Here is a 20,267-nt window from a genome sequence, read left to right as displayed (position 1 = left end):
CCCCTACCGATACGCCGCATCGGCGGCAAGGTTGGCTGCGATAGCGCCTTCCCAGCGGTCACCGTTGGCGAGCAATTTCGCCTTGTCGTAGAGCAATTCCTCGCGCGTTTCGGTCGCGAATTCGAGGTTCGGCCCCTCGACGATGGCATCAACCGGGCAGGCTTCCGCACACAAACCGCAATAGATGCACTTCACCATGTCGATGTCGTAGCGAGTAGTGCGACGGCTTCCATCCTCGCGCGGTTCGGCCTCGATCGTAATGGCCTGCGCCGGGCAGATTGCCTCGCAGAGCTTGCATGCGATGCAGCGCTCTTCGCCGTTCGGATAGCGCCGGAGCGCATGTTCGCCCCGAAAGCGAGGAGACTGCGGCACCTTTTCATACGGATAGTTGATGGTCGCCTTGGGCTTGAAGAAATACTTCAGCGTCAGGGCGTGCGCCTTCACGAACTCCCACAGGGTGAAGGCCTTGATGGTCCGCGCGATCATACCGGCAGTCCTTGGGTCTTGATCATCAGCCAGCCCGAGATGAGCGTGACGAAGAGGAGCGACAGAGGCAGGAAGACCTTCCAGCCGAGCCGCATGAGCTGGTCGTAGCGATACCTGGGCACCGTCGCTTTCACCCACCCGAAGATGAAGAAGAAGAGAAGCATCTTGGCGAAAAGCCAGAGGATGCCCGGGACCGCGTAAAGGAAGCTGATGTTGAGCGGCGGCAGGAAGCCGCCCCAGAAAAGGATGGCGTTCAGTGCGCACATCAGGATGACGTTGGCATATTCGCCAAGCCAGAAGAGTGCGAAGCTCATTGACGAATATTCGGTCTGGTGGCCGGCGACCAGCTCGCTTTCGGCCTCGACCAGGTCGAACGGAGTGCGGAAGGTCTCGGCCATCGAGCTGATCAGGAAAACCACCGCCATCGGGAAGAGCAGGGGATTGAAGCCGAAGCCATTGAGCAGGCCGAAACCAATGTTGCCTTTCTGGGCCATGACAATGCCAGTCAGGTTGAAGGTGCCGGCGTAAAGCACGACGCAGATCAGCACGAAGCCGATCGAAACCTCGTAGGACACCATCTGCGCCGCAGCGCGGATCGCCGAGAAGAATGGATACTTCGAGTTGGACGCCCAGCCCGCCAGGATGACCCCGTAAACGCCGAGCGACGAGGCGGCGAGGATGTAGAGCAAGCCAACGTTGATGTCCGTCAGCACGACACCGACGTCGAAGGGCACCACCGCCCAGACGATAAGCGCGACCGTGAAGGTGATGATGGGCGCGATCAGGAACAGCACCTTGTTGGCGCTGGTCGGGATGATCGTTTCTTTCAGGAAGACCTTCAGGCCGTCGGCAAAGCTTTGCAGCAGGCCCCACGGGCCGACCACATTGGGCCCGCGGCGAAGGGCGATGGCGGCCCAGATCTTGCGCTCGGCATAGATGATCATCGCCACTGCAAGCATCAGCGGGAGGGCGATGACGAGGATGCCGATGACCGTGGCAAGCAGCCACGACCATTCGTAGTTGACACCGAAGGACTGGAACCAGGCGGTCATTCCGCGGCCTCCAGGAACTGAACGCCGTGGACGAGTTCCTCGCTGCAGCGCTTCATCGTCGGGCTTGCCCGGCAGATGGCGTTGGTGAGGTAGAAATCGGCAATCGGATAGGCGACCGGGCCGACTGCCTTGCTTCCGATTTTCGGAGCCTTGAAGCCAAGATCGAGGATCGTGCCCTCTTCCGCTCCCAACCCCGGCACGTCGGCGATCATCGCTGCGCGAAGCTGATCGAAGCGATCAAACGGAAGTGGCTTGCCGATGAGGTCGGAAAGCGCGCGCAGGATCGTCCAGTCTTCGCGGGCATCGCCCGGCGGGAAACTGGCGCGCTCTCCACGCTGAACTCGGCCCTCGATGTTCACCCAGGTGCCATGCTTTTCGGCATAGGCCGCGCCGGGGAGGACGAGGTCCGCGCTGCGAGCGCCCTTGTCGCCATGGTGGCCGATGTAGACGGTAAAGGCGCTATCGAAGGCGCCATCCTGGACTTCGTCAGCACCTAGCGAGATGACCAACTCGGGCTTGGCCTTGGCGATATCGGCAATGCCGCCCTTCTGCGCATAGCCGAGCAGTAGACCAGCCATCCGCGAGGCCGCGGTGTGAAGTACGTTGAAGCCGTTCCAACCGCCCTTGATGAAGTCGCCGGCCGCAGCAAGCGCCGCGCCGAGCCCGCCTGCGGCAAGCGCGCCGGGACCGACGATCATCACCGGGCGCTCCGCCTTTGCGAGCGCGTCGGCGGCGTCCTTGGGTAGCTTGCCCAACATGCCGAGATCGTTGCCGAGCCAGGTCACCGGATAGGCGAGGTCGACTTCGGGTCCGATCGCGAACACCTTTACACCTCTGCGCGCGGCCTTCCGAACGCGGGTATTCACCAGCGGTGCTTCCCAACGCAGGTTGGTGCCAACCAGCAGCACGGTATCGGCATTCTCGATCTCGGCGATCGGGGTATTGAAGCGCACGGCGCCGAGGGAAGTCACGTCATAATCCAGCCCGGTCTGGCGCCCTTCGAGCAGCGACGAGCCTGCACTCTCCAATAGTGCCTTGGCGGCATACATGGTCTCGGCGTCGACCAAGTCGCCGGCGATGGCCGCGATCTTGTTCCCCGCCTTGCTGAAGGCCTTTGCGAAGACGTCGAGCGCCTCGGCCCAGGTTGCCTCGCGAAGCTTGCCCTTATCGCGCAGCCACGGCCGGTCCAGGCGATTGCGAACGAGCGCGTCGACGTGGTGACGCGTCTTGTCGTGCGCCCACTCCTCGTTCACCGCGTCGTTGATCCGCGGAAGGATGCGCATGACCTGGCCAGAGCGCACATCCATGCGAATGTTCGTGCCCACCGCGTCCATGACGTCGACGCCAGGGACCTTGCGAAGCTCCCACGGACGCGCCTCGAAGCTGTAGGGACGCGACAGCAAGGCACCGACGGGACACAGATCAACGAGATTTCCCGAAAGTTCGCTGGTCAACGCAGACTCTAGATAGGAAGTAATCTGCGCGTCCTCGCCTCGGAACAGCATGCCCATCTGGGGCGTGCCGGCCACCTCATCGGAGAAGCGGACGCAGCGCGTGCACTGGATGCAGCGGGTCATCGCCGTCTTGACGATCGGGCCCATATATTTGTCTTCGACCGCGCGCTTGTTCTCATCGAACCGGCTGTCCGAGCGCCCGTAGGCCATCGCCTGGTCCTGTAGATCGCATTCGCCGCCCTGGTCGCAGATCGGGCAGTCGAGCGGATGGTTGATGAGCAGAAACTCCATCACCCCTTCGCGCGCCTTCTTGACCATCGGCGTATCGGTGCGAATCGTCTGGCCATCGGCGGCCGGTAGCGCACACGACGCCTGAGGCTTGGGTGGGCCGGGCGCGACCTCCACCAGGCACATGCGGCAATTGCCCGCGATCGAAAGGCGCTCGTGGTAGCAGAAGCGCGGGATTTCCTTGCCCGCGAGCTCGCACGCCTGGAGGACGGTCGCTCCCTGCGGGACTTCGAGCTCGACGCCGTCGACGGTGACCTTAGGCATTATTCAGCTGCCTCGCGAATGGCATTACCGCGCTCGGCCATGCGGCGTTCGAGCTCGGGGCGGAAGTGTCGAATGAGACCCTGGATCGGCCAGGCGGCGGCGTCGCCAAGCGCGCAGATAGTGTGCCCCTCAACCTGCTTGGTGACGTCGAACAGGCGGTCGATGGTCGCTGGCTCGGCGTCGCCGGTCCGGAGTTTCTCCATCGTTCGCCACATCCAACCCGTGCCCTCGCGGCATGGCGTGCACTGGCCGCAACTCTCATGCTTGTAGAAGTAGCTGATGCGGCTGATTGCCCGGACGATGTCGGTCGACTTGTCCATGACGATGACCGCCGCAGTGCCGAGGCCCGAGCCGAGCTCCTTGAGGCCGTCGAAATCCATCGGCGCGTCGGCGATCTGCTCGCCGGGAACGAGCGGCACGGAGGAGCCGCCGGGGATGACGGCGAGAAGGTTGTCCCAACCGCCGCGAATCCCGCCTGCATGGATGTCAATCAGCTCGCGGAAGCTGATGCTCATCGATTCCTCGACGACGCAGGGCTTGTTCACGTGGCCGGAGATCTGAAACAGCTTGGTGCCGGCGTTATTCTCGCGCCCGAAGCTCTTGAACCACTCCGCTCCGCGATGAAGGATCGTCGGGACTACGGCAATGCTCTCGACATTGTTCACGGTGGTCGGGCAGCCGTAGAGGCCGGCGCCGGCCGGGAACGGCGGCTTCAGGCGCGGCTGGCCCTTCTTGCCTTCGAGACTCTCGAGCATCGCGGTCTCTTCGCCGCAGATGTAGGCGCCCGCGCCGCGGTGTACGAAGAGGTCGAAATCGTAGCCGGAGCCGGCGGCATTCTTGCCAAGCAGGCCCGCCTCGTAAGCCTCGGCCACGGCCTTCTCGAGCGCCTGCGTTTCGCGGATGAATTCGCCGCGGATGTAGATGTAGCCAGCGCGCGCCCGCATCGCGAAACCGGAGATCAGCGCGCCTTCGACGAGCTTGTGCGGATCGTGGCGGATGATCTCGCGGTCCTTGCAGCTGCCCGGCTCGGACTCGTCGGCGTTAATGACCAAGAAGTTCGGACGGCCGGGCGTCGGCTCCTTGGGCATGAAGCTCCACTTCATGCCGGTCGGGAACCCCGCTCCGCCGCGGCCGCGAAGCCCGGATTCCTTGACGATCTCGATAATCTTGTCTTGGCCGAGCTTCATCAGGTCGGCTGTCTTGTCCCAGTCCCCGCGACCTTGTGCCGACTTCAGGTCCGCGCCCTGGAAGCCGTAGACGTTGGTAAAGATGCGGTCCTTGTCCTGGAGCGGTGAGGTGCTGCCCATCACTTCTTCTCCAGAAGATTCTTGGCGCCGAAGAAGATCACCGCCGCGATGGCGATGCCGACCGCGAGGCCGAGAAGGCCCTTGAGGATCTTAAAGGCAAGGATGAGGAGAAGGATCGCGATCAGGGCGCGAACGGCGGTACCCATTACCATTGCCCCCTGTAATCGTAATTCCGCTCGGCCATTTTCTTCAGGCTGGACGGGCCGCCCTCGGGACAGCTGGTCTGTCGATCAACCTGCGGGCCGGGCTTGGGCGATTTGCCTGAGGCCAGCGCGTCGAGGATCGCGGTCATGCTGTCCTCCGTCAGATCCTCGAAATTGTCGTCGTTGATCTGGACCATCGGCGCATTGGCGCAAGCGCCTAGGCACTCGACCTCGGTCAACGTGAACAGGCCGTCCTCGGTGGTGTCGCCTTTCTTGAGGCCACGCTTGTAGCAGGCTGTGAGCACGTCGTCCGATCCGCGAAGCATGCACGGCGTCGTGCCGCAGACCTGGACGTGGAATTTCCCTACCGGGACGAGGTTGAACATCGTGTAGAAGCTGGCGACTTCCTGCACTTGAATCGGCGGCATGTTGAGCTCGCGCGCGACGAACTCGATCACCGGGATCGGAAGCCAACCCTGTGTGCCCGTCATTTCGCCGACCTGGCGCTGGGCAAGATCGAGAAACGGAATAGACGCCGACATCTGTCGTCCCGCCGGATATTTGGCGACAATCTTCGCGGCCGCCTTGGCATTGGCCTCGGTCCAGGCGAAATCGCCCCACTCAGCGCGGAGCTCGGGCGTGTCAGGGGCGAAAGCGCGCTCGGCCATTAGCGGTCGCACTCCCCAAAGACGATGTCGGCGGCGCCGAGCACTGCGGTGACGTCGGCGAGCATGTGGCCCTTCATCATGAAATCCATTGCCTGCAGGTGTGAAAAGGCGGTCGGCCTGATCTTGCAGCGATAGGGTTTGTTGGTGCCGTCTGCCACGAGATAGACGCCGAACTCGCCCTTCGGGCTCTCGGTCGCGACGTACACTTCTCCGGCGGGTACGTGATAGCCCTCGGTGTAGAGCTTGAAGTGATGGATCAGCGCTTCCATCGACTGCTTCATTTCAGCGCGGCGAGGCGGGAAGACCTTGCGGTCGTCGGTCCCGATCGGACCGGCCGGCATCTCTTTCAGGCACTGGCGCATGATGCGCGCCGACTGGCGCACTTCCTCGACGCGCACCATGAAGCGATCATAGCAGTCGCCCTTGGTTCCGACAGGAATGTCGAACTCCATCCGGTCGTAGACCTCGTAGGGCTGCGAGCGCCTGAGATCCCACGGGATACCCGCAGCGCGGATCATTGGCCCTGAGAAGCCCCAGGCAAGCGCGTCTTCCTTGGTCACGGTGCCGATATCGACGTTGCGCTGCTTGAAGATGCGATTGTCCGCAACAAGGCTGATCGCATCCTCGAACAACGGCATGCGCTTGTCGAGGAAGGTCGCCATATCGGCCAGGACCTTTTCCGGAATGTCCTGGTGGACGCCGCCGACGCGGAAGTAATTGGCGTGCATGCGCGCACCCGACACCGCCTCGTAAAGCTGCATCGTGTCCTCGCGGACCTCAAACAACCACAGGTTTGGCGTCATGGCGCCAACGTCCATGACGTGGCTGCCAAGATTGAGCATGTGATTGGAGATGCGCGTCAGCTCCGCCATCAGCACGCGGATGTACTGGGCGCGGAGCGGCACTTCGAGACCCAACAGCTTCTCGATCGCCAGCACGTAGCTGTGCTCCATGCACATCGGCGAGCAGTAATCGAGCCGGTCGAAGTACGGGATGTTCTGCGAATAGGTGCGATATTCGATCAGCTTCTCGGTGCCGCGATGAAGCAGACCAATGTGCGGATCGACGCGCTCGACGATCTCCCCGTCCAGTTCCATGATCAGCCGAAGCACCCCGTGCGCCGCCGGATGCTGCGGACCGAAGTTAATCGTGTAATTGCTGACGGTCTGATCGCCCGCGGTCGGCTTGTCGCCCGGAGCTCCGACCATGATGTCGAGTGTCTGGCTCATGCCTCATCACCCTTCTTTTTGCGGGCAGAGCGCGGCGACTTGGGCTCGGAAGTGCCACTGGCCTTAGGCCCCTCGGCCTTCCTCGCGGCGGGCTTGCGAGCTTCCTTGGTCGCAGCTTCGTCGGCCGGCTTGCCACCACCGGTGTCGGCCGGCTTGTCGGTCGTCTTGGGCGTCGCCGGCGGAGCCTTCGAAGCGGGCGGAGCGCTGTTCGGAGCGGACGAGGGCGTCGGCGCACCAACGCTCTGGCCGGCCTTCTCGTCGCCAGGAAGACGATATTCCGCGCCTTCCCAGGGCATCAGGAAGTCCCAATTGCGGAAATCCTGCGGCAGGCGAACGGGTTCGTACACGACGCGCTTCTCGGCTTCCGAATAGCGCAGTTCGACATAACCCGTCTGCGGGAAGTCCTTGCGCAGCGGATGCCCTTCGAACCCATAGTCAGTCAGGATTCGGCGGAGGTCTGCATTGCCGGCGAAGATGACGCCGTACATGTCGAAAACCTCGCGCTCGAGCCAGCCCGCAACCGGCCACAGACCGGTCAGGCTTGGGACCGGCGTTTCCTCGTCGGTCATTACCTTGAGCCGTATGCGGTGATTATGGGTCACCGACAGCAGGTGATAATTGACTTCGAACCGCTCGGCCCGCTCGGGGTAATCCGCGCCGGCTATTTCCATCAGCTGCTGATAGCCGAACTCATCGCGGGCGATACGTGCGGCCTCCACCAAGCCGTCGCGGGTAACGGTGAAAGTCAGCTCGCCTACCGCGTCCTTGGTCGCGACGTGCGCAGGACCGATCGCCGCGGCAAACGTCTTCGCAAAGCCGTCGCGCGGCTTGATCAAGGGGGCCGATGATATGCTCACCGCTCGATGGTCCCTTCGCGGCGGATCTTCCGCTGGAGTTGCATGATCCCATAGAGCAATGCCTCGGCGGTCGGTGGGCAGCCGGGAACATAGATATCAACTGGAACGATGCGGTCGCAGCCGCGAACTACCGAATAGCTGTAATGATAGTAGCCGCCGCCGTTGGCGCAGCTACCCATTGAGATCACGTATTTCGGCTCGCTCATCTGGTCGTAGACCTTGCGAAGCGCCGGAGCCATCTTGTTGCACAGCGTCCCTGCCACGATCATCACGTCCGACTGGCGCGGAGAAGCGCGCGGAGCGACGCCGAAGCGCTCGAGATCGTAGCGAGGCATGTTCACGTGAATCATCTCGACCGCGCAGCAGGCCAGGCCGAACGTCATCCACCAGAGCGATCCGGTGCGAGCCCAGTGAACGAGGTCTTCAAGGCTGGCGACCGCGAAGCCCTTTTCGTCGAGCTCGCGGCGCATGGCCTCGAGCTTCTCGCGCTCCTCCATGGTCATCGGCACCGGCGGCGCATCGCGTACCGGGCTGATCTGGACGGTCGGATCAAGCAGACCAGTCTTGTCTGGGCTCACTCCCATTCGAGCGCTCCCTTCTTCCAGGCATAGGCAAGGCCCAGCGCAAGCTCGGCAAGGAAGACCATCATTGCGGTCCAGCCGACCCACCCGGTTTCATCGAGCGTCACCGCCCATGGAAACAGGAAAGCTGCTTCCAGATCGAAGACGATGAACAGGATTGCGACGAGGTAAAAGCGGACGTCGAACTGTGCGCGGCTGTCTTCGAAAGCCGGGAAGCCGCATTCATATTCACTGAGCTTTTCCGCGGTAGGATTGTGGGCGCCGGTAAGGCGCGACACCAGCATCGGCAGAACCACGAACGCACTCGAAAGAGCGAGTGCGATTCCTAGGAACAGCAGGATCGGCAGATATCCGGCGGCGACGTCGGCCAAGGGGGAACTCCAGCGGGAACTTGCTAAGGTTGGCGGCGCTTTAGGACGCGGGCCCGCGTCGGGCAAGCGGGTGAAGTACCGTAATTGTGATCACTCTGCCGATTTTGGCAGAGGCAGGCGGATAATCGTGGCGCCAGTTGCCCGGACTGGCTGTTTGTCGATCGTCGCCCATCCGGAATCGCCAACAACAAAAAGCGCATCGCCCTGAACCGTCACCTGCGTCGGATCCGGAAGCAGTCCGCCGTCCGGTACTTCGCCATAGCCAAGGCGATCGCCTTGGATCGTCATTTCGATCAGTTTTCCGGGAACGCGTCCATTATAAACGCCAAATACGCGCTTTCCGACCGCCACGAGACCGTCGATTCCCTGGAGCGTCTTGCCGTCGGCGCTCTTGGGATCGGTATGCGGGCCGTAGGGCACCGGGAACGTCGAAATGCCTTTAGAGTAATCTGCAGCAACAAGTGTACGGCCGTTGGGAAGCGTTGCACTCCCCTGCGCACTCTTTCCCTCATGAACCGAACGGACCGTCGAGAAGCGCTGCCGGTACAGCCGGTAGATTGCCCCCGTTGCGCTATCGCTGACCGTGACCACGCTGCGATGGACCGACACGTCGCCGGGCTTGAAATTGTCTACCGGACGACCGCTGTATCGAGTGCGTCCCTTCCGGTCGACTGCGCGAAGCTCACCCTCGCACGGGCTGATGCCTTTGAGGTCCAGACAATGCATGGCGATCCACAACCATTGTCGGTCCGAGTCCCAGGCAATTCCCAGCGGGTGCGCTGGGCCATCGAGCGTGAACGCCGGAGCGCAGACCTTGTCGCAACGAAGGATGACCCGATCGAGGATCGAGGAGACCCAAAGAGACTTGCCGTCGCTGGCTATCCCTTCGACGATCCGGTGAGCGGGATCGATGCGGTAGGCGATTGCGGGCGAGATGGCTGGCGCTGCAGCTATAAAAGCCGCGGCAAGAATCACCTGCGGGTGGCCTTGGCGACCAGCTTATGAAGCTTGGAATGGACATCGCCGTTTGCGGCGAGATACTCTCGGCGCTCCACCATCCGGTCCTGCCCCCGATAATCGCTGATGAAGCCTCCGGCCTCGCGGATCAGGATCAGTCCGGCGGCAACGTCCCAGATGTCGAGATCGTCTTCCCAGAAGCCGTCGAAGCGCCCGGCGGCAACCCACGCCAGGTCAAGGCTGGCCGCGCCCATCCGGCGGATGCCGCTGACTTCAGGGGCAATCGCGCTGTAGATCTGGCTCCAGTTAGAGACGTCCCCGCGACCGAAGTGCGGGAGACCCGTGCCAATCAGGGATTCATCGAGGTGGCGGCGCGCGGAAACACGAAGGCGGCGGTCCTGGAGCCAGGCTCCCCTGCCCTTCTCCGCCCAGAAGCTCTCGTCGGTGAGCGGCTGATAGACGAGGCCGTGCGTGATCTCTGGCTTGCTGCCCGGCCGTCGGTCCTCGACCGCGATCGAGATGGCGAAATGGGGAATACCGTGGAGAAAGTTGGACGTGCCATCGAGCGGGTCGATAATCCAGCGTGGCTTGTCCGGGTCGCCCTCGATCTCGCCGGACTCCTCGCTGAGCACCGCCCAGTCCGGGCGTGCGCTGCGAAGTTCCTCGATCACGGTCGTCTCTGCACGCTTGTCGGCCATCGATACGAAGTCGGCCGGGCCCTTCCTGGACACCTGCAGCTGCTCGACCTCGCCGAAATCCCGGCGAAGGCGCGGTGCGGCCTTGCGGGCCGCGCGCTGCATGACAGTGATGAGGCCGGAGTGGCTAACCATTAATCTTCCTTTTCGGCAGGCGAGGCGACAATCAGCAGCCGCACCTCTCCATCGGGTGTCGCGACATGCTCCTCGCCCTGCCGGATCACCATCATGTCCCCAGCTTCTAGCCAGACGCGCTTTTCGAGACCCGCGTCGCGATAGCGCATGTCCACACGGCCATTGAGCACCACGAAGACTTCATCGGCACTGTTGGTGTGCCAATGGAACGGCTTGTCCGTCCAAAGCAGGTCGGTGCGCGTGTCGCCGAACGTCGCGATGCGCTTGCCTCCCCACGCCTCGTCGGCGCGGAAGCTGGCGACATCGGTGACCACGTCGACCATCAGTCGGCGCGGCGCACGTAGGTCTGTTCGTAGACGTCGACCACGACCTTGGTGCCACTTGAGATGTGCGGCGGAACCATGATGCGGACGCCATTGTCCAGCAGGGCCGGCTTGTAGCTGGAGCTCGCGGTCTGGCCCTTCACTACCGCGTCTGCCTCGACGATGGTGGCTTCGACCGTGTCGGGAAGCTGGACGCTGATTGGTTTTTCGTCGTGAAGTTCCATTACCACGTCCATGCCGTCCTGAAGGAAGGCAGCCGCGTCGCCGAGCGTGTCGCGCGGAAGCGTGATCTGCTCGTAGGATTCCTTGTCCATGAAGGTCAGGTCTTCACCGTCGGCGAACAGGAACTGGAAATCCTTGGTGTCGAGGCGAACCCGCTCGACAGTCTCGGCGGAGCGGAAGCGGACGTTGGTCTTGCGGCCGTCGATGAGGTTTTTCATCTCGACCTGCATGTAGGCGCCGCCCTTGCCCGGCTGGGTGTGCTGGATTTTCACGGCTCGCCAGATGCCGCCCTCATATTCGATGATGTTCCCGGGACGAATGTCCACGCCGCTGATCTTCATGCGATCACGCTTTCCGCTTGACTGGTTGAAAGAGCCTCGGGGCCCGTTTGCGCAGGTCCCGATATAAACGCGCTGCGCCCCTAGCGGTTCGTGCCCTTTCCGGCAAGCAGCGGGTACGGATTGACTGGCGACCCCTGCCACCATTTTTCTCCGGGCTGCATGCTGTTGATCGCGAAATGCAGGTGGGGACCTTCCGGGTTGGCATTGCCCGTATAACCGACCCGCCCGATCAACTGCCCGCGCCTGACCTGCTGACCCTCGGCGAGACCCGGCGCATAACTCTGCAGGTGGGCATAATAGTAGGACCAGCGTTCGTCAGGTGACCGGACATAAACGGTAAGACCTCCGCCGCCATCGGAATAGAAGAGCTTCTCGACTCGACCCGGCGCTGCCGCAACGACGGGCGCACCCTCGGGGCCATGATGTCAATTGCATCATGGACACGGGCTCCACCTGCGCGCGCCTGGGTGAACGTATCGATCAATTGCCCAGCGCCCACGCCAGCGACCGGAATCGCCAGGCCGGCCGGTCCCACCGTCGCACCGCCGAAGATCACCGGCGGCTTTCGACCAGCGGGATCGATCACCTTTGGCGAAGTGACGGCAATCGTGCCGCTGCGGAACTGCCCGGTAATACCGAGATAGAGAACAACAGCGACGCCGGCGAGGATCAACCAGACCACGATGTTCGAGATGCGCGTCATAGGGTCCCCTGCAGCAAGGCTAGGCCTGGAAAATAGCCGTGAAACCGGGCTTCATCATCCGCGACAGGCGAAGCACGTCCCAATTCGTCATGCGGATGCAGCCGCTGGATTCGGCCCGGCCGATTGTCTGCGGCTCATTAGTGCCGTGAATCCCGTAATGCTCTTTGGTCAAATCCAGCCATGCCACGCCAACTGGTCCGTTCGGTCCGGGCGGTAAATCGAGCTCCTTGTCCGTCTTGGGATTGTTGAGGATCTCCGGCTGGTATTTGAACGGCGGAAGATAGGCATAAGTCGTAGCCTTCCAGCGCCCGATCGGCAGGGGATACTGCTTTGAGCCCATCGTCACCGGAAATGCCGCGACGAGCTTGCCCTCAGCGGACTCGCCCTTGCCTGGAACTTCGCCTGAATAAACCTTGAGGACGCCGTCGCTCTTGTCGACGACCACATAATCGCCTGTCGGCTGGTTCGAATCGACGTTCAGAACGCGCATCACATTGCTCCCCTTGCCCTGGACACCAGAGTAATCAGTCGCTGCAGGGACGACGTTGGGAAGCTTGAGGACCTGCCCGAGACCGATCAGCTTGTCGCCTCCGTTGAGGGCGACAATGGTGTCGGGCGTCGTATGGTATCGTTCCGCAAGCTTCTCGAGCATGTTGCGATAGCCAAGGAAGTCGAGGTCGGCCTGGGCCTCCGGTTGCTTCGGGAACGGATAGACGAAGCGGCCTCCGACATCATCGGCAGTCAGTTTCACGTTGACCGTCGAGGAACGGTTCGCCTCTAGCAGCGCCCGCCGAGTCCCCGCGTCTAGTTCTCCGGTTTCCGCCAGCCCTCGCGATTCCTGGAAGCTGCGCAGTGCTAGGCGGAAGGATTCGCCTTTCTTGCCATCGATGACTCCCGGCGAGAAGCCATTGGCCGACATCAGAACCTGGGCGTGAAACAACGTGCCGTCGATCGGGGAACCCGGTGTGCCCGGGGGCACCCATCCACCCTTTTCTTGCGGCTGCGCGCTTTGGGGTTGCTGCGAAAGAGCTGCCGCACCGATGAAAATCGAACTTGCGAGAAGCGAACGCCACATTTTACCGACCACGATGATCTCCCGGACTTGGATTGTCGGGAACTCAACGATGCAACGTGGGGCGTGGTTGCCGAGCCTTCAGAAATGGTCGCCCGCAGGTCGTTGCTCGAGCCATTTTCCAGGTCTGGTCAGAATGCTCAGAATAAATTTTCGCGGCGCTCGCCTCAATCAGCGCTCAGCAACGGAAAGCGCGGGATGGCCACGTCAAACGACGTTCCATCTTCATCGATCATCCGGTAGCTTCCTTCCATTGCTCCGCTGTCGGTCGCAAGCGGGCATCCCGATACATAGTCATAACTGGCGCCAGGCATGATCAGTGGCATTTCACCCACGACGCCTTCGCCGCGAACTTCGTGCTCGGTTCCATTGCCATCGCGAATTATCCAGTGTCGCGAGAGAAGCTGGACCGGTCGGTCTCCGTCATTCTCAATCCGCACATGATAAGACCAGAACCAACGGCCCGCGGCGGGCGCGCTTTGCTCCGGCAGATAGGAAACCGCCACCCGCACCACGAGGGCGCCTGTCTTGGCGACGTAGGGAAACAGCATTGCCAGGGTGTCGCTCACGGCACGACGCTAGGCGATGCCGGCAGCACGGCGCAAGCGATCGATCAGCCGTTGGCGGGCGTCCGCGATAATTCTCGATCGATCGATGAGCAAATCACGGTCCATGAAATGCCCGGAGAGCGTCAGGCCATCGAGAATCTCGTCCCAGCCGCGAGCCTGTCGTTCCTCGCTCAGGAAAGCGGGAAGCGGCAACAATTTCTTGCCGTAAGGTTCGGCCTCGGCAGCACTGACTGCCCGACCCGACCGCGGACTCACGGCGATGAGATTTTCCGTCGAGCCCGAAGCTGCGCAACTGCCCAGATCCAGGCCGAAGCCCAGTTCCGCCAGGAGCAGCAACTCGAACCGCACGAGCGATGCGCCCCACCCGTGAGCGCTCGGCGCGGCCTCGATCGCGCTCAGCAACCCCTCCAGGGCCGAGAAAAGGCGCGTATAAGACTGGCCTTCGGGCAGCGCGGTGGCTGTCAGTGCACAGACCCAGTCTATCGCCGCGGCAGGCAAGGGCTCGCTTAACAGCGGACCGCGGCTATGGAGAAGTTCGATCGTTCCCTGGCCGAGCTGGGTATCGGTCCGGGACACGATGCTAGCTTCTACGAGGTTTCCGGGAACCAGCACGGGACGCAGCCGCTTCCCACGCGCACCGCGAACATAGCATGGCTGAAGCCCGCTTTCGGGTGTCATTAGCCGGACGATCGCCCCATGCTCGCCATGCGGCCGAAGCGCGACGACCAGTGCTTTCGTTTCGATCCGCATGTCCGGTCTCTAACCGCGCGGATGAAAATAGTCGTAGAGCTGCTGGGCCATGGCCTTACTGATACCTGGCGCTCTCTGGAGATCCTCGAGCGCGGCTCCCTTCACCGCCCGTGCCGTACCGAAGTGCATCAGCAGCGCACGCTTGCGGTTCGGTCCGATGCCCGGAACCTCGTCAAGCGTCGACGTGGTCAGGCTTTTCGCCCGCTTGGCGCGATGGGTGCCGATCGCGAAGCGGTGCGCTTCATCACGAAGGCGCTGCAAGTAGAACAGTAGGGCCGAGTTCGGCGGAAGCGTCACTTCACGCCCGCCGGGCAAATGAAAAACCTCTCGCCCCTCGCGGCCATGATGCGGGCCCTTGGCGACACCGACCACCGGGACATCATCGATCCCCTGCTCTTCCAGAATGCCAAGCGCCGCGTTGAGCTGGCCCTTGCCACCGTCGATGAGAACCAGATCCGGCCAGTCGCCCTTCGTCCGGTCCGGGTCGTCCTTGCCAAGGCGAGCGAAACGCCGCTCGAGCACTTCGCGCATCATTCCGAAATCGTCGCCGGGCGTAACCCCGACTTGATGTTGAATTTGCGATAGCTGTTCTTGCGAAACCCTTCGGGCCCCGCGACAATCATCGCGCCGGTCGCATTGGTGCCCATGATGTGGCTGTTGTCGTAAACCTCGATGCGGTTGGGCGGTTCGGGAAGTTCGAAAGTCTCGGCGAGTTCGCGAAGCAGTTTCCCCTGGGTAGTGCTCTCCGCCATCCGACGTTCGAGTGCCTCCTCGGCATTGCGCCGAGCTTGCTCGATGAGTTGTCGCCGTGCGCCGCGCTGAGGCCGTTCGATGTCGACCCTGCGCTCGGCACGCTCGGATAGGGCCTCCGCGATCAAGGGCGCCTCGGTAAGGTCGCGATCAACGAGAATTCGCCGGGGTGGCGGCACCTCCTCGTAGAACTGCATGAGGAAGCCGCTAAGGACTTCTTCCTCGGGGACGTCGGCGGTGTGGGCGGGGAAGAAGCTCCTGTGGCCCCAATTCTGGCCGCCGCGGATGAAGAAGGCCTGGATGCACATCTGGCCGGCCTTGCAGGCCAAAGCGAAGATATCACCCTCACCCAGACCTTCGGCATGAACGGTCTGCGACCCCTGAACGTACGTTAGTGCCCGCAATCGATCGCGGTAGACGGCCGCCAACTCGAAATCCCGGGCCTCGGCCGCCTCGGCCATTTGCTTACCGAGCCGAGCCTGAACACCAGTGGACTTGCCTGCCAGGAACAACTTCGCATCGGACACAAGCTCGGCGTAATCGGCCTCGGTTATTCGACCGACACACGGCGCCGAGCAACGGCGGATCTGATAGAGCAGGCAAGGTCGCTTTCGGTTTGCGAAAAAGCCATCCGAACAACTGCGCAGCAGGAATAGCTTCTGTAGCGCATTGAGCGTGGAGGTGACGGACCCCGCGCTCGCGAATGGCCCGAAATACTGGCCTTTCGTCCTCCGCGCGCCGCGATGTTTGCGGACCTGGGGAAACGGGTGATCATCGCGAAGCAGTATGAAGGGAAAGCTTTTGTCGTCGCGGAGCAGGACGTTGTAGGGGGGACGAAAGCGCTTGATGAGTTGCGCTTCGAGCAAGAGCGCTTCGGCTTCCGTCCGCGTCGTCACGATGGTCATCGACCGGGTCTGCGCAATCATGCGCTGGAGCCGCCTCGAGAGTTTCGTGACCTGCGTGTAATTAGTGACTCGGTTGCGAAGCGCCCTGGCCTTGCCGACGTAAAGCACATCCCCGTTCGCGTCCTGCATCCGGTAGACGCCCGGCCGGACCGGCAAAGTCTTCAATACGTTCCGGATCGCCGCGACACCCGCATCGAGGTCTGGCTTGTCGGCACCGCGAACGGCGTCGGTTGCGGCTTCCTCGTTGAAGCGCTGCTTGTCGCGCGGGTGGTCTGGACGGTCAGCCTTGCTCACACCGCCGACTTAGGGAGTAATGCGCCGCCTTGCGAGGGGGTTAGCGAGTAGCGAGGGCCAGGCCTTCGACGGATCGACGGCGTCCCGGCGCCGCGTCGAGCGCCCGGCGATACGCCTGAGCAGCTTCCGCCTTTCGACCCGCAGCCAGATATTCGTCGGCTAGCAACTCGAAGCCCGGCTTGGCCAGAACTGGCGGCCCGAACGGTGGCGGCAGAGACTGTTCCGCCTCAGCTGCGGCGCGGAGAAGATCGAGCCCTCGTTCCCGTTCGCCGCGAGCCAATGCCACGACGGCTTCGCCTTGTGCGATGGCGCGATCGAGCCATGCTGCGGATTCGTGATCGTCAGGGCGTTCGGTATTCATCGCAGCAACGATCCTCTGCCTAAGCGCTTTCATCTCGACCAGCGCTGCGGCAGCCGAATCCGCGTCGCGTCGGGACGCGAGCATCCTGCCATAGGCAAGCTCGAACCGGCCGTTGAGAGACCCCCTGTTGCGGGGATCGCGGACCACTCGGGCCAGCGCCCGGTGTCGACGCCATGGCGGACAGCTATGGTCGTCCAGTTGTTGAAGAGGCTCCGCACGGCTCCAAGCGTGGATTTGTCGCTATTCGTTTTGAGCGCGGCAAACGCCTGGGCCCCGCAAGCATCAATCAAGGGCCGGCTGTCCTTGCCTTGCTGATCGAGCGCGTAGGCGAGCCACTCGTTATAATGGCCGCAACTGGTCGGCGGGAGGCCGCTTTCGGCAGCTTTTTTGTCGACGACCTGGTCGGCGATGACATTCGCTCGCTCGACTTCGGCCCAGCGACCAAGTGCGAGATAGATGTGCGAGATCATGTGTTGGGCATGGCCGGCATCGGGCGCGACCTTGGCGTATCGCGCGGCTGCGCGTTCACCGAGCGGCGCGTGCGCTGGATCGTCATAGCTGTGGATCATGTAATGAAGCAGGCCGGGGTGGTCGGGATGATCTGGAAAGGCCTCTTCGAGCAACGCCGCCGACTTCATGTACAGAGCCGTGTTCCTACCTTCATGCGCAAGGCCAAGAGTTGCCAGCGCGTAAAAGGTTCGGGCGTCGATGTCGGTCGGGTCAGCTTCATGCAAGGCGCGCATCTTGAGGTGATAGGCGCGGTCGCGATCTACCTTTGAACCGGCACCATAAAGCGTCTCTACCGCGTCCAGCCACATCGCTTCCCGGGCGAGCGCGCCTTGGCGCGGCGAGCCGCGGGATCGGGACCCAAGCGCGCAAGAACGGCACGCGCGGAATCCGCATCCTGAAAGGCCCATAGCGGGTGGTTATAGGTCATGGCTTCCCCCCAATAAGCCATGACATTTCCGGGATCGGCCTGCTGAGCGGCACGAAAAGCGGCAGCAGCAGTTCCATATTCGAAATTATGCAGGAAATAGAGGCCGCGCTTGAACGGATCGCCGTGCGACGTCGCGTTAGACGCAGTCTCGGCGCCATGTCCTTCATGCTGGCCGATGCCAGGCGACGGAAATGCTACAGCCAGCGCCAACGCCGCGATGCCGTAAGGCTTGATCCCCATGCGTGCGTCTCCCCTGCTGGGTAGACTATGCCGAAGCCAAGGTAGGCCGCAAGTCACGCGGCGGCGCGGGCATCCTCCGACGGCGTGAGCATCCAGTCGACCGCGGAGCGGGCGTGAATTTCCGTCGTATCGTACACCGGCAGGACGTTGGCGCGCGGGTCGACCGCCATCACCAGCTCGGTGCAGGCAAGAACGACGGCATCGACCTTTTGGCGCGACAACTCGGTCAGCAAAGTCTTGAGCGCGCGCTGACTGTCGCGGCGTACGATACCCTTGGCCAGCTCGCCGAAAATGATACGGTCGACGGTCATGATCCAGTCGGCGGCACAAGGAACCACTTCGATCCCGGCGGACTCGTATTGCTGGCTGAGAAAATCCTCGGTCACGACATAGCGGGTGCCGAGAAGCGCGACCCGGCGGCGGCCATCGGCATTAAGCCTTGCGATCGTCGGTTCGGCTATTCCCAGGAGCGGAAGTCCTGTTGCCTTCTCCACCGCGCTCCCAAAGCGGTTGCTGGTGTTCGAAGCGATGAGGATGGCCTCCACTCCCGACGCCTTAAGACAGGATCCCGCGTTGACGATGATGCGTTCTGCCTCGTCGAGGTCGCCGCTGTTCTGAAGCGCAGCGTATGGCGCCAGGTCGATGCTTTCGATCGCCAGGCGAGCACTGGATAGTCCGCCGAGGCGACGGGCGATTTCCCGGTTTATGTGGTCGTAATAAAGCGCGGTCGAGTTCCAGCTCGTCCCGCCGATGATCCCGAGCTTTCTCACTCATTACCCCTTCACGGACCCCGCCGGGGCTCCGGCTGGGGGCTTCAACCCAGATGCGATTGGACCGAGGGGTAACTCGACAATTCCGTTAATCCAAGGCGTTAACGGCGCGCGAAAATCGCCGAGAATCTAGCCGAGCGCCTTGACGATTTCTTCGACCATTTTCTTCGCGTCCGAGAGAAGCATCATCGTGTTGTCGCGGTAGAAGAGCTCGTTATCGACGCCGGCATAGCCGGCTCCGCCCATCGATCGCTTGATGAACAGGACGGTGCGCGCCTTTTCGACGTCCAGCACGGGCATGCCATAAATCGGCGAACTCTTGTCTGTCTTCGCGGCAGGGTTGGTGACATCGTTGGCACCGATCACGAAAGCGACATCGGCTTGCGCGAATTCGCTGTTGATGTCCTCCAGCTCGAATACCTCGTCATAGGGAACATTAGCCTCGGCAAGCAGGACGTTCATGTGCCCCGGCATTCGGCCGGCGACGGGGTGGATGGCATATTTGACGTCGACCCCTTCCTTCTTGAGCAGGTCTGCCATTTCCCGAAGGGCGTGCTGGGCCTGGGCGACCGCCATGCCGTAGCCTGGGACGATGATGACCTTGTCCGCCTGGCTCATAAGGAAGGCCGCATCCTCAGCGGACCCACGCTTATAGGGCCGATCGATAACCTCTCCGCCGCCGCTAGCGATAGCCTCCCCGCCAAAGCCACCGGCAATGACCGATATGAAGCTGCGGTTCATGGCCCGGCACATGATGTAGCTGAGGATGGCGCCCGAGCTTCCAACCAATGCTCCGGTGATGATCATCGCCGTGTTGTGAAGCGTGAAGCCCATCGCCGCCGCGGCCCAGCCCGAATAACTGTTGAGCATCGAGACCACGACCGGCATGTCGGCGCCGCCGATCGGGATGATGAGGAGAAACCCGATTAGGAACGATAGTGCCGCGACGGTCCAGAAAATCCACGCACTCTGATCGATCGTGAAATAGCCGATCAGTCCGAGGATCGCGGCCAGTGTTCCGAGATTAATGACGTGCCGAAGCGGCAGGAGGATCGGCTTGCCGCTCATGTTGCCGTTGAGCTTCAGGAAGGCGATGACCGACCCGCTGAACGTGATTGCGCCGATTGCGACGCCAAGGCCCATTTCGACGCGGCTGACCTGCAGAATGTCGCCATTCGCATCGACGATTCCGAATGCTCCCGGATTGAGGAACGCGGCTGCACCGACAAGCACCGCAGCCATGCCCACGAGGCTATGAAAGGCGGCAACGAGCTGCGGCATCGCCGTCATCGCGATCCGCCGGGCGGTGACGAGGCCGATCGCGCCGCCGATGGCGATCGCCACGAAAATCTCGAGTAGGCCTGCTATCTCGTGCGTCGCCAACGTGGTCGCGACGGCAATGACCATGCCGATCATGCCGAGACGATTGCCGCCTTGGCTCGACGACGGGCTGGACAAGCCGCGCAGTGCGAGGATGAAGCAGATGCCCGCGACGAGATAGGCGATCAGGACCCAGGATGGGGTCGCAGCGGCCTCGTGCATC

At 62.4% G+C, this 20,267-nt stretch carries 22 protein-coding genes and 2 pseudogenes; all 24 read right to left on the bottom strand.

What is annotated here, in order from left to right:
• Nucleotides 1-3: 3 nt before the first annotated feature.
• Nucleotides 4-486: an NADH-quinone oxidoreductase subunit NuoI gene (gene nuoI / locus G7076_RS03910; protein ID WP_166200573.1), complete on the bottom strand. Its 483-nt coding sequence runs from the start codon at nt 484-486 to the stop codon at nt 4-6.
• The gene (nuoH, locus tag G7076_RS03905; RefSeq protein ID WP_166200572.1) at nt 483-1,538 is read right to left on the bottom strand and encodes an NADH-quinone oxidoreductase subunit NuoH; all 1,056 of its coding nucleotides are present in this window, start codon (nt 1,536-1,538) and stop codon (nt 483-485) included. Before nuoH ends, nuoI begins: the two co-directional genes overlap by 4 nt.
• Nucleotides 1,535-3,544, bottom strand: a complete 2,010-nt coding sequence (nuoG, locus tag G7076_RS03900) for an NADH-quinone oxidoreductase subunit NuoG (protein WP_166200571.1) — start codon at nt 3,542-3,544, stop codon at nt 1,535-1,537. The genes nuoH and nuoG overlap by 4 nt, the downstream gene beginning before the upstream one ends.
• Entirely contained in the window at nt 3,544-4,851 is a 1,308-nt protein-coding gene (nuoF, locus tag G7076_RS03895; protein ID WP_166200570.1) for an NADH-quinone oxidoreductase subunit NuoF, read from the bottom strand. The genes nuoG and nuoF overlap by 1 nt, the downstream gene beginning before the upstream one ends.
• A complete protein-coding gene (locus G7076_RS03890; protein WP_166200569.1) occupies nt 4,851-4,997 on the bottom strand; it encodes a hypothetical protein in 147 nt (48 codons plus the stop codon). The genes nuoF and G7076_RS03890 overlap by 1 nt, the downstream gene beginning before the upstream one ends.
• Nucleotides 4,997-5,662, bottom strand: coding sequence for an NAD(P)H-dependent oxidoreductase subunit E (locus G7076_RS03885; RefSeq protein WP_166200568.1), 666 nt, complete (start codon nt 5,660-5,662; stop codon nt 4,997-4,999). Before G7076_RS03885 ends, G7076_RS03890 begins: the two co-directional genes overlap by 1 nt.
• Nucleotides 5,662-6,870, bottom strand: coding sequence for an NADH-quinone oxidoreductase subunit D (locus tag G7076_RS03880; RefSeq protein WP_166203354.1), 1,209 nt, complete (start codon nt 6,868-6,870; stop codon nt 5,662-5,664). The genes G7076_RS03885 and G7076_RS03880 overlap by 1 nt, the downstream gene beginning before the upstream one ends.
• A gap of 17 nt (nt 6,871-6,887) precedes the next feature.
• On the bottom strand, nt 6,888-7,682 hold the full coding sequence (locus G7076_RS03875; RefSeq protein ID WP_240913952.1) for an NADH-quinone oxidoreductase subunit C: 795 nt from the start codon (nt 7,680-7,682) through the stop codon (nt 6,888-6,890).
• A gap of 62 nt (nt 7,683-7,744) precedes the next feature.
• Nucleotides 7,745-8,251 (bottom strand): NADH-quinone oxidoreductase subunit B, encoded by a 507-nt coding sequence (locus tag G7076_RS03870; protein WP_166203350.1) that lies wholly within the window; start codon nt 8,249-8,251, stop codon nt 7,745-7,747.
• Nucleotides 8,252-8,322: 71 nt separating this feature from the next.
• Nucleotides 8,323-8,700: an NADH-quinone oxidoreductase subunit A gene (gene ndhC / locus G7076_RS03865; protein ID WP_166200567.1), complete on the bottom strand. Its 378-nt coding sequence runs from the start codon at nt 8,698-8,700 to the stop codon at nt 8,323-8,325.
• 90 nt (nt 8,701-8,790) lie between these two features.
• Nucleotides 8,791-9,675 carry a hypothetical protein gene (locus tag G7076_RS03860; RefSeq protein ID WP_166200566.1) on the bottom strand — a complete coding sequence of 295 codons (885 nt, stop codon included), beginning with the start codon at nt 9,673-9,675 and terminating at the stop codon, nt 8,791-8,793.
• On the bottom strand, nt 9,672-10,487 hold the full coding sequence (locus G7076_RS03855; protein WP_166200565.1) for an inositol monophosphatase family protein: 816 nt from the start codon (nt 10,485-10,487) through the stop codon (nt 9,672-9,674). The genes G7076_RS03860 and G7076_RS03855 overlap by 4 nt, the downstream gene beginning before the upstream one ends.
• Nucleotides 10,487-10,810, bottom strand: a complete 324-nt coding sequence (locus G7076_RS03850) for a cupin domain-containing protein (RefSeq protein WP_166200564.1) — start codon at nt 10,808-10,810, stop codon at nt 10,487-10,489. Before G7076_RS03850 ends, G7076_RS03855 begins: the two co-directional genes overlap by 1 nt.
• Nucleotides 10,810-11,373: an elongation factor P gene (efp, locus tag G7076_RS03845; protein ID WP_166200562.1), complete on the bottom strand. Its 564-nt coding sequence runs from the start codon at nt 11,371-11,373 to the stop codon at nt 10,810-10,812. The genes G7076_RS03850 and efp overlap by 1 nt, the downstream gene beginning before the upstream one ends.
• 80 nt (nt 11,374-11,453) lie before the next feature.
• Nucleotides 11,454-12,076, bottom strand: a pseudogene (locus G7076_RS03840) (M23 family metallopeptidase).
• Between the two features lie 19 nt (nt 12,077-12,095).
• Entirely contained in the window at nt 12,096-13,163 is a 1,068-nt protein-coding gene (locus tag G7076_RS03835) for a L,D-transpeptidase family protein (protein WP_240913865.1), read from the bottom strand.
• Nucleotides 13,164-13,315: 152 nt separating this feature from the next.
• Complete coding sequence (gene apaG / locus G7076_RS03830) at nt 13,316-13,699, bottom strand: Co2+/Mg2+ efflux protein ApaG (RefSeq protein ID WP_206367592.1); 384 nt, start codon at nt 13,697-13,699, stop codon at nt 13,316-13,318.
• A gap of 27 nt (nt 13,700-13,726) precedes the next feature.
• Nucleotides 13,727-14,467, bottom strand: coding sequence for a DNA repair protein RecO (gene recO, locus G7076_RS03825; RefSeq protein WP_166200560.1), 741 nt, complete (start codon nt 14,465-14,467; stop codon nt 13,727-13,729).
• A gap of 9 nt (nt 14,468-14,476) precedes the next feature.
• Nucleotides 14,477-16,416 (bottom strand): annotated as a pseudogene (gene uvrC / locus G7076_RS03820) (excinuclease ABC subunit UvrC).
• Nucleotides 16,417-16,456: 40 nt separating this feature from the next.
• On the bottom strand, nt 16,457-16,777 hold the full coding sequence (locus G7076_RS03815; RefSeq protein WP_166200558.1) for a hypothetical protein: 321 nt from the start codon (nt 16,775-16,777) through the stop codon (nt 16,457-16,459).
• A 29-nt stretch (nt 16,778-16,806) separates the two neighbouring features.
• Nucleotides 16,807-17,595 (bottom strand): hypothetical protein, encoded by a 789-nt coding sequence (locus tag G7076_RS03810; protein ID WP_166200556.1) that lies wholly within the window; start codon nt 17,593-17,595, stop codon nt 16,807-16,809.
• The gene (locus G7076_RS03805) at nt 17,577-17,954 is read right to left on the bottom strand and encodes a hypothetical protein (RefSeq protein WP_166200554.1); all 378 of its coding nucleotides are present in this window, start codon (nt 17,952-17,954) and stop codon (nt 17,577-17,579) included. Before G7076_RS03805 ends, G7076_RS03810 begins: the two co-directional genes overlap by 19 nt.
• Before the next feature lie 53 nt (nt 17,955-18,007).
• On the bottom strand, nt 18,008-18,724 hold the full coding sequence (locus G7076_RS03800) for an amino acid racemase (protein ID WP_166200552.1): 717 nt from the start codon (nt 18,722-18,724) through the stop codon (nt 18,008-18,010).
• Nucleotides 18,725-18,853: 129 nt separating this feature from the next.
• On the bottom strand, nt 18,854-20,266 hold the full coding sequence (locus G7076_RS03795; protein WP_166200550.1) for an NAD(P)(+) transhydrogenase (Re/Si-specific) subunit beta: 1,413 nt from the start codon (nt 20,264-20,266) through the stop codon (nt 18,854-18,856).
• Nucleotide 20,267: the final 1 nt, after the last annotated feature.

The sequence above is a fragment of the Sphingomonas sp. HDW15A genome (genome assembly GCF_011301715.1).
In the GTDB taxonomy this organism is placed as follows: domain Bacteria; phylum Pseudomonadota; class Alphaproteobacteria; order Sphingomonadales; family Sphingomonadaceae; genus Sphingomicrobium.
This window is presented reverse-complemented; position numbering and strand designations above follow the sequence as displayed.

Excerpts from the sequence above, each read along its gene's own strand:
- G7076_RS03850 (WP_166200564.1), bottom strand. The coding sequence starts at position 10,810 with ATGGTCGACGTGGTCACCGATGTCGCCAGCTTCCGCGCCGACGAGGCG.
- G7076_RS03890 (WP_166200569.1), bottom strand. The coding sequence starts at position 4,997 with ATGGGTACCGCCGTTCGCGCCCTGATCGCGATCCTTCTCCTCATCCTT.
- nuoH (WP_166200572.1), bottom strand. The coding sequence starts at position 1,538 with ATGACCGCCTGGTTCCAGTCCTTCGGTGTCAACTACGAATGGTCGTGG.
- apaG (WP_206367592.1), bottom strand. The coding sequence starts at position 13,699 with ATGCTGTTTCCCTACGTCGCCAAGACAGGCGCCCTCGTGGTGCGGGTG.
- efp (WP_166200562.1), bottom strand. The coding sequence starts at position 11,373 with ATGAAGATCAGCGGCGTGGACATTCGTCCCGGGAACATCATCGAATAT.
- G7076_RS03885 (WP_166200568.1), bottom strand. The coding sequence starts at position 5,662 with ATGGCCGAGCGCGCTTTCGCCCCTGACACGCCCGAGCTCCGCGCTGAG.
- nuoF (WP_166200570.1), bottom strand. The coding sequence starts at position 4,851 with ATGGGCAGCACCTCACCGCTCCAGGACAAGGACCGCATCTTTACCAAC.
- G7076_RS03880 (WP_166203354.1), bottom strand. The coding sequence starts at position 6,870 with ATGGTCGGAGCTCCGGGCGACAAGCCGACCGCGGGCGATCAGACCGTC.
- G7076_RS03810 (WP_166200556.1), bottom strand. The coding sequence starts at position 17,595 with ATGTGGCTGGACGCGGTAGAGACGCTTTATGGTGCCGGTTCAAAGGTA.
- G7076_RS03870 (WP_166203350.1), bottom strand. The coding sequence starts at position 8,251 with ATGACCATGGAGGAGCGCGAGAAGCTCGAGGCCATGCGCCGCGAGCTC.
- G7076_RS03855 (WP_166200565.1), bottom strand. The coding sequence starts at position 10,487 with ATGGTTAGCCACTCCGGCCTCATCACTGTCATGCAGCGCGCGGCCCGC.
- G7076_RS03795 (WP_166200550.1), bottom strand. The coding sequence starts at position 20,266 with ATGCACGAGGCCGCTGCGACCCCATCCTGGGTCCTGATCGCCTATCTC.
- nuoI (WP_166200573.1), bottom strand. The coding sequence starts at position 486 with ATGATCGCGCGGACCATCAAGGCCTTCACCCTGTGGGAGTTCGTGAAG.
- nuoG (WP_166200571.1), bottom strand. The coding sequence starts at position 3,544 with ATGCCTAAGGTCACCGTCGACGGCGTCGAGCTCGAAGTCCCGCAGGGA.
- recO (WP_166200560.1), bottom strand. The coding sequence starts at position 14,467 with ATGCGGATCGAAACGAAAGCACTGGTCGTCGCGCTTCGGCCGCATGGC.
- G7076_RS03815 (WP_166200558.1), bottom strand. The coding sequence starts at position 16,777 with ATGAATACCGAACGCCCTGACGATCACGAATCCGCAGCATGGCTCGAT.
- G7076_RS03805 (WP_166200554.1), bottom strand. The coding sequence starts at position 17,954 with ATGGGGATCAAGCCTTACGGCATCGCGGCGTTGGCGCTGGCTGTAGCA.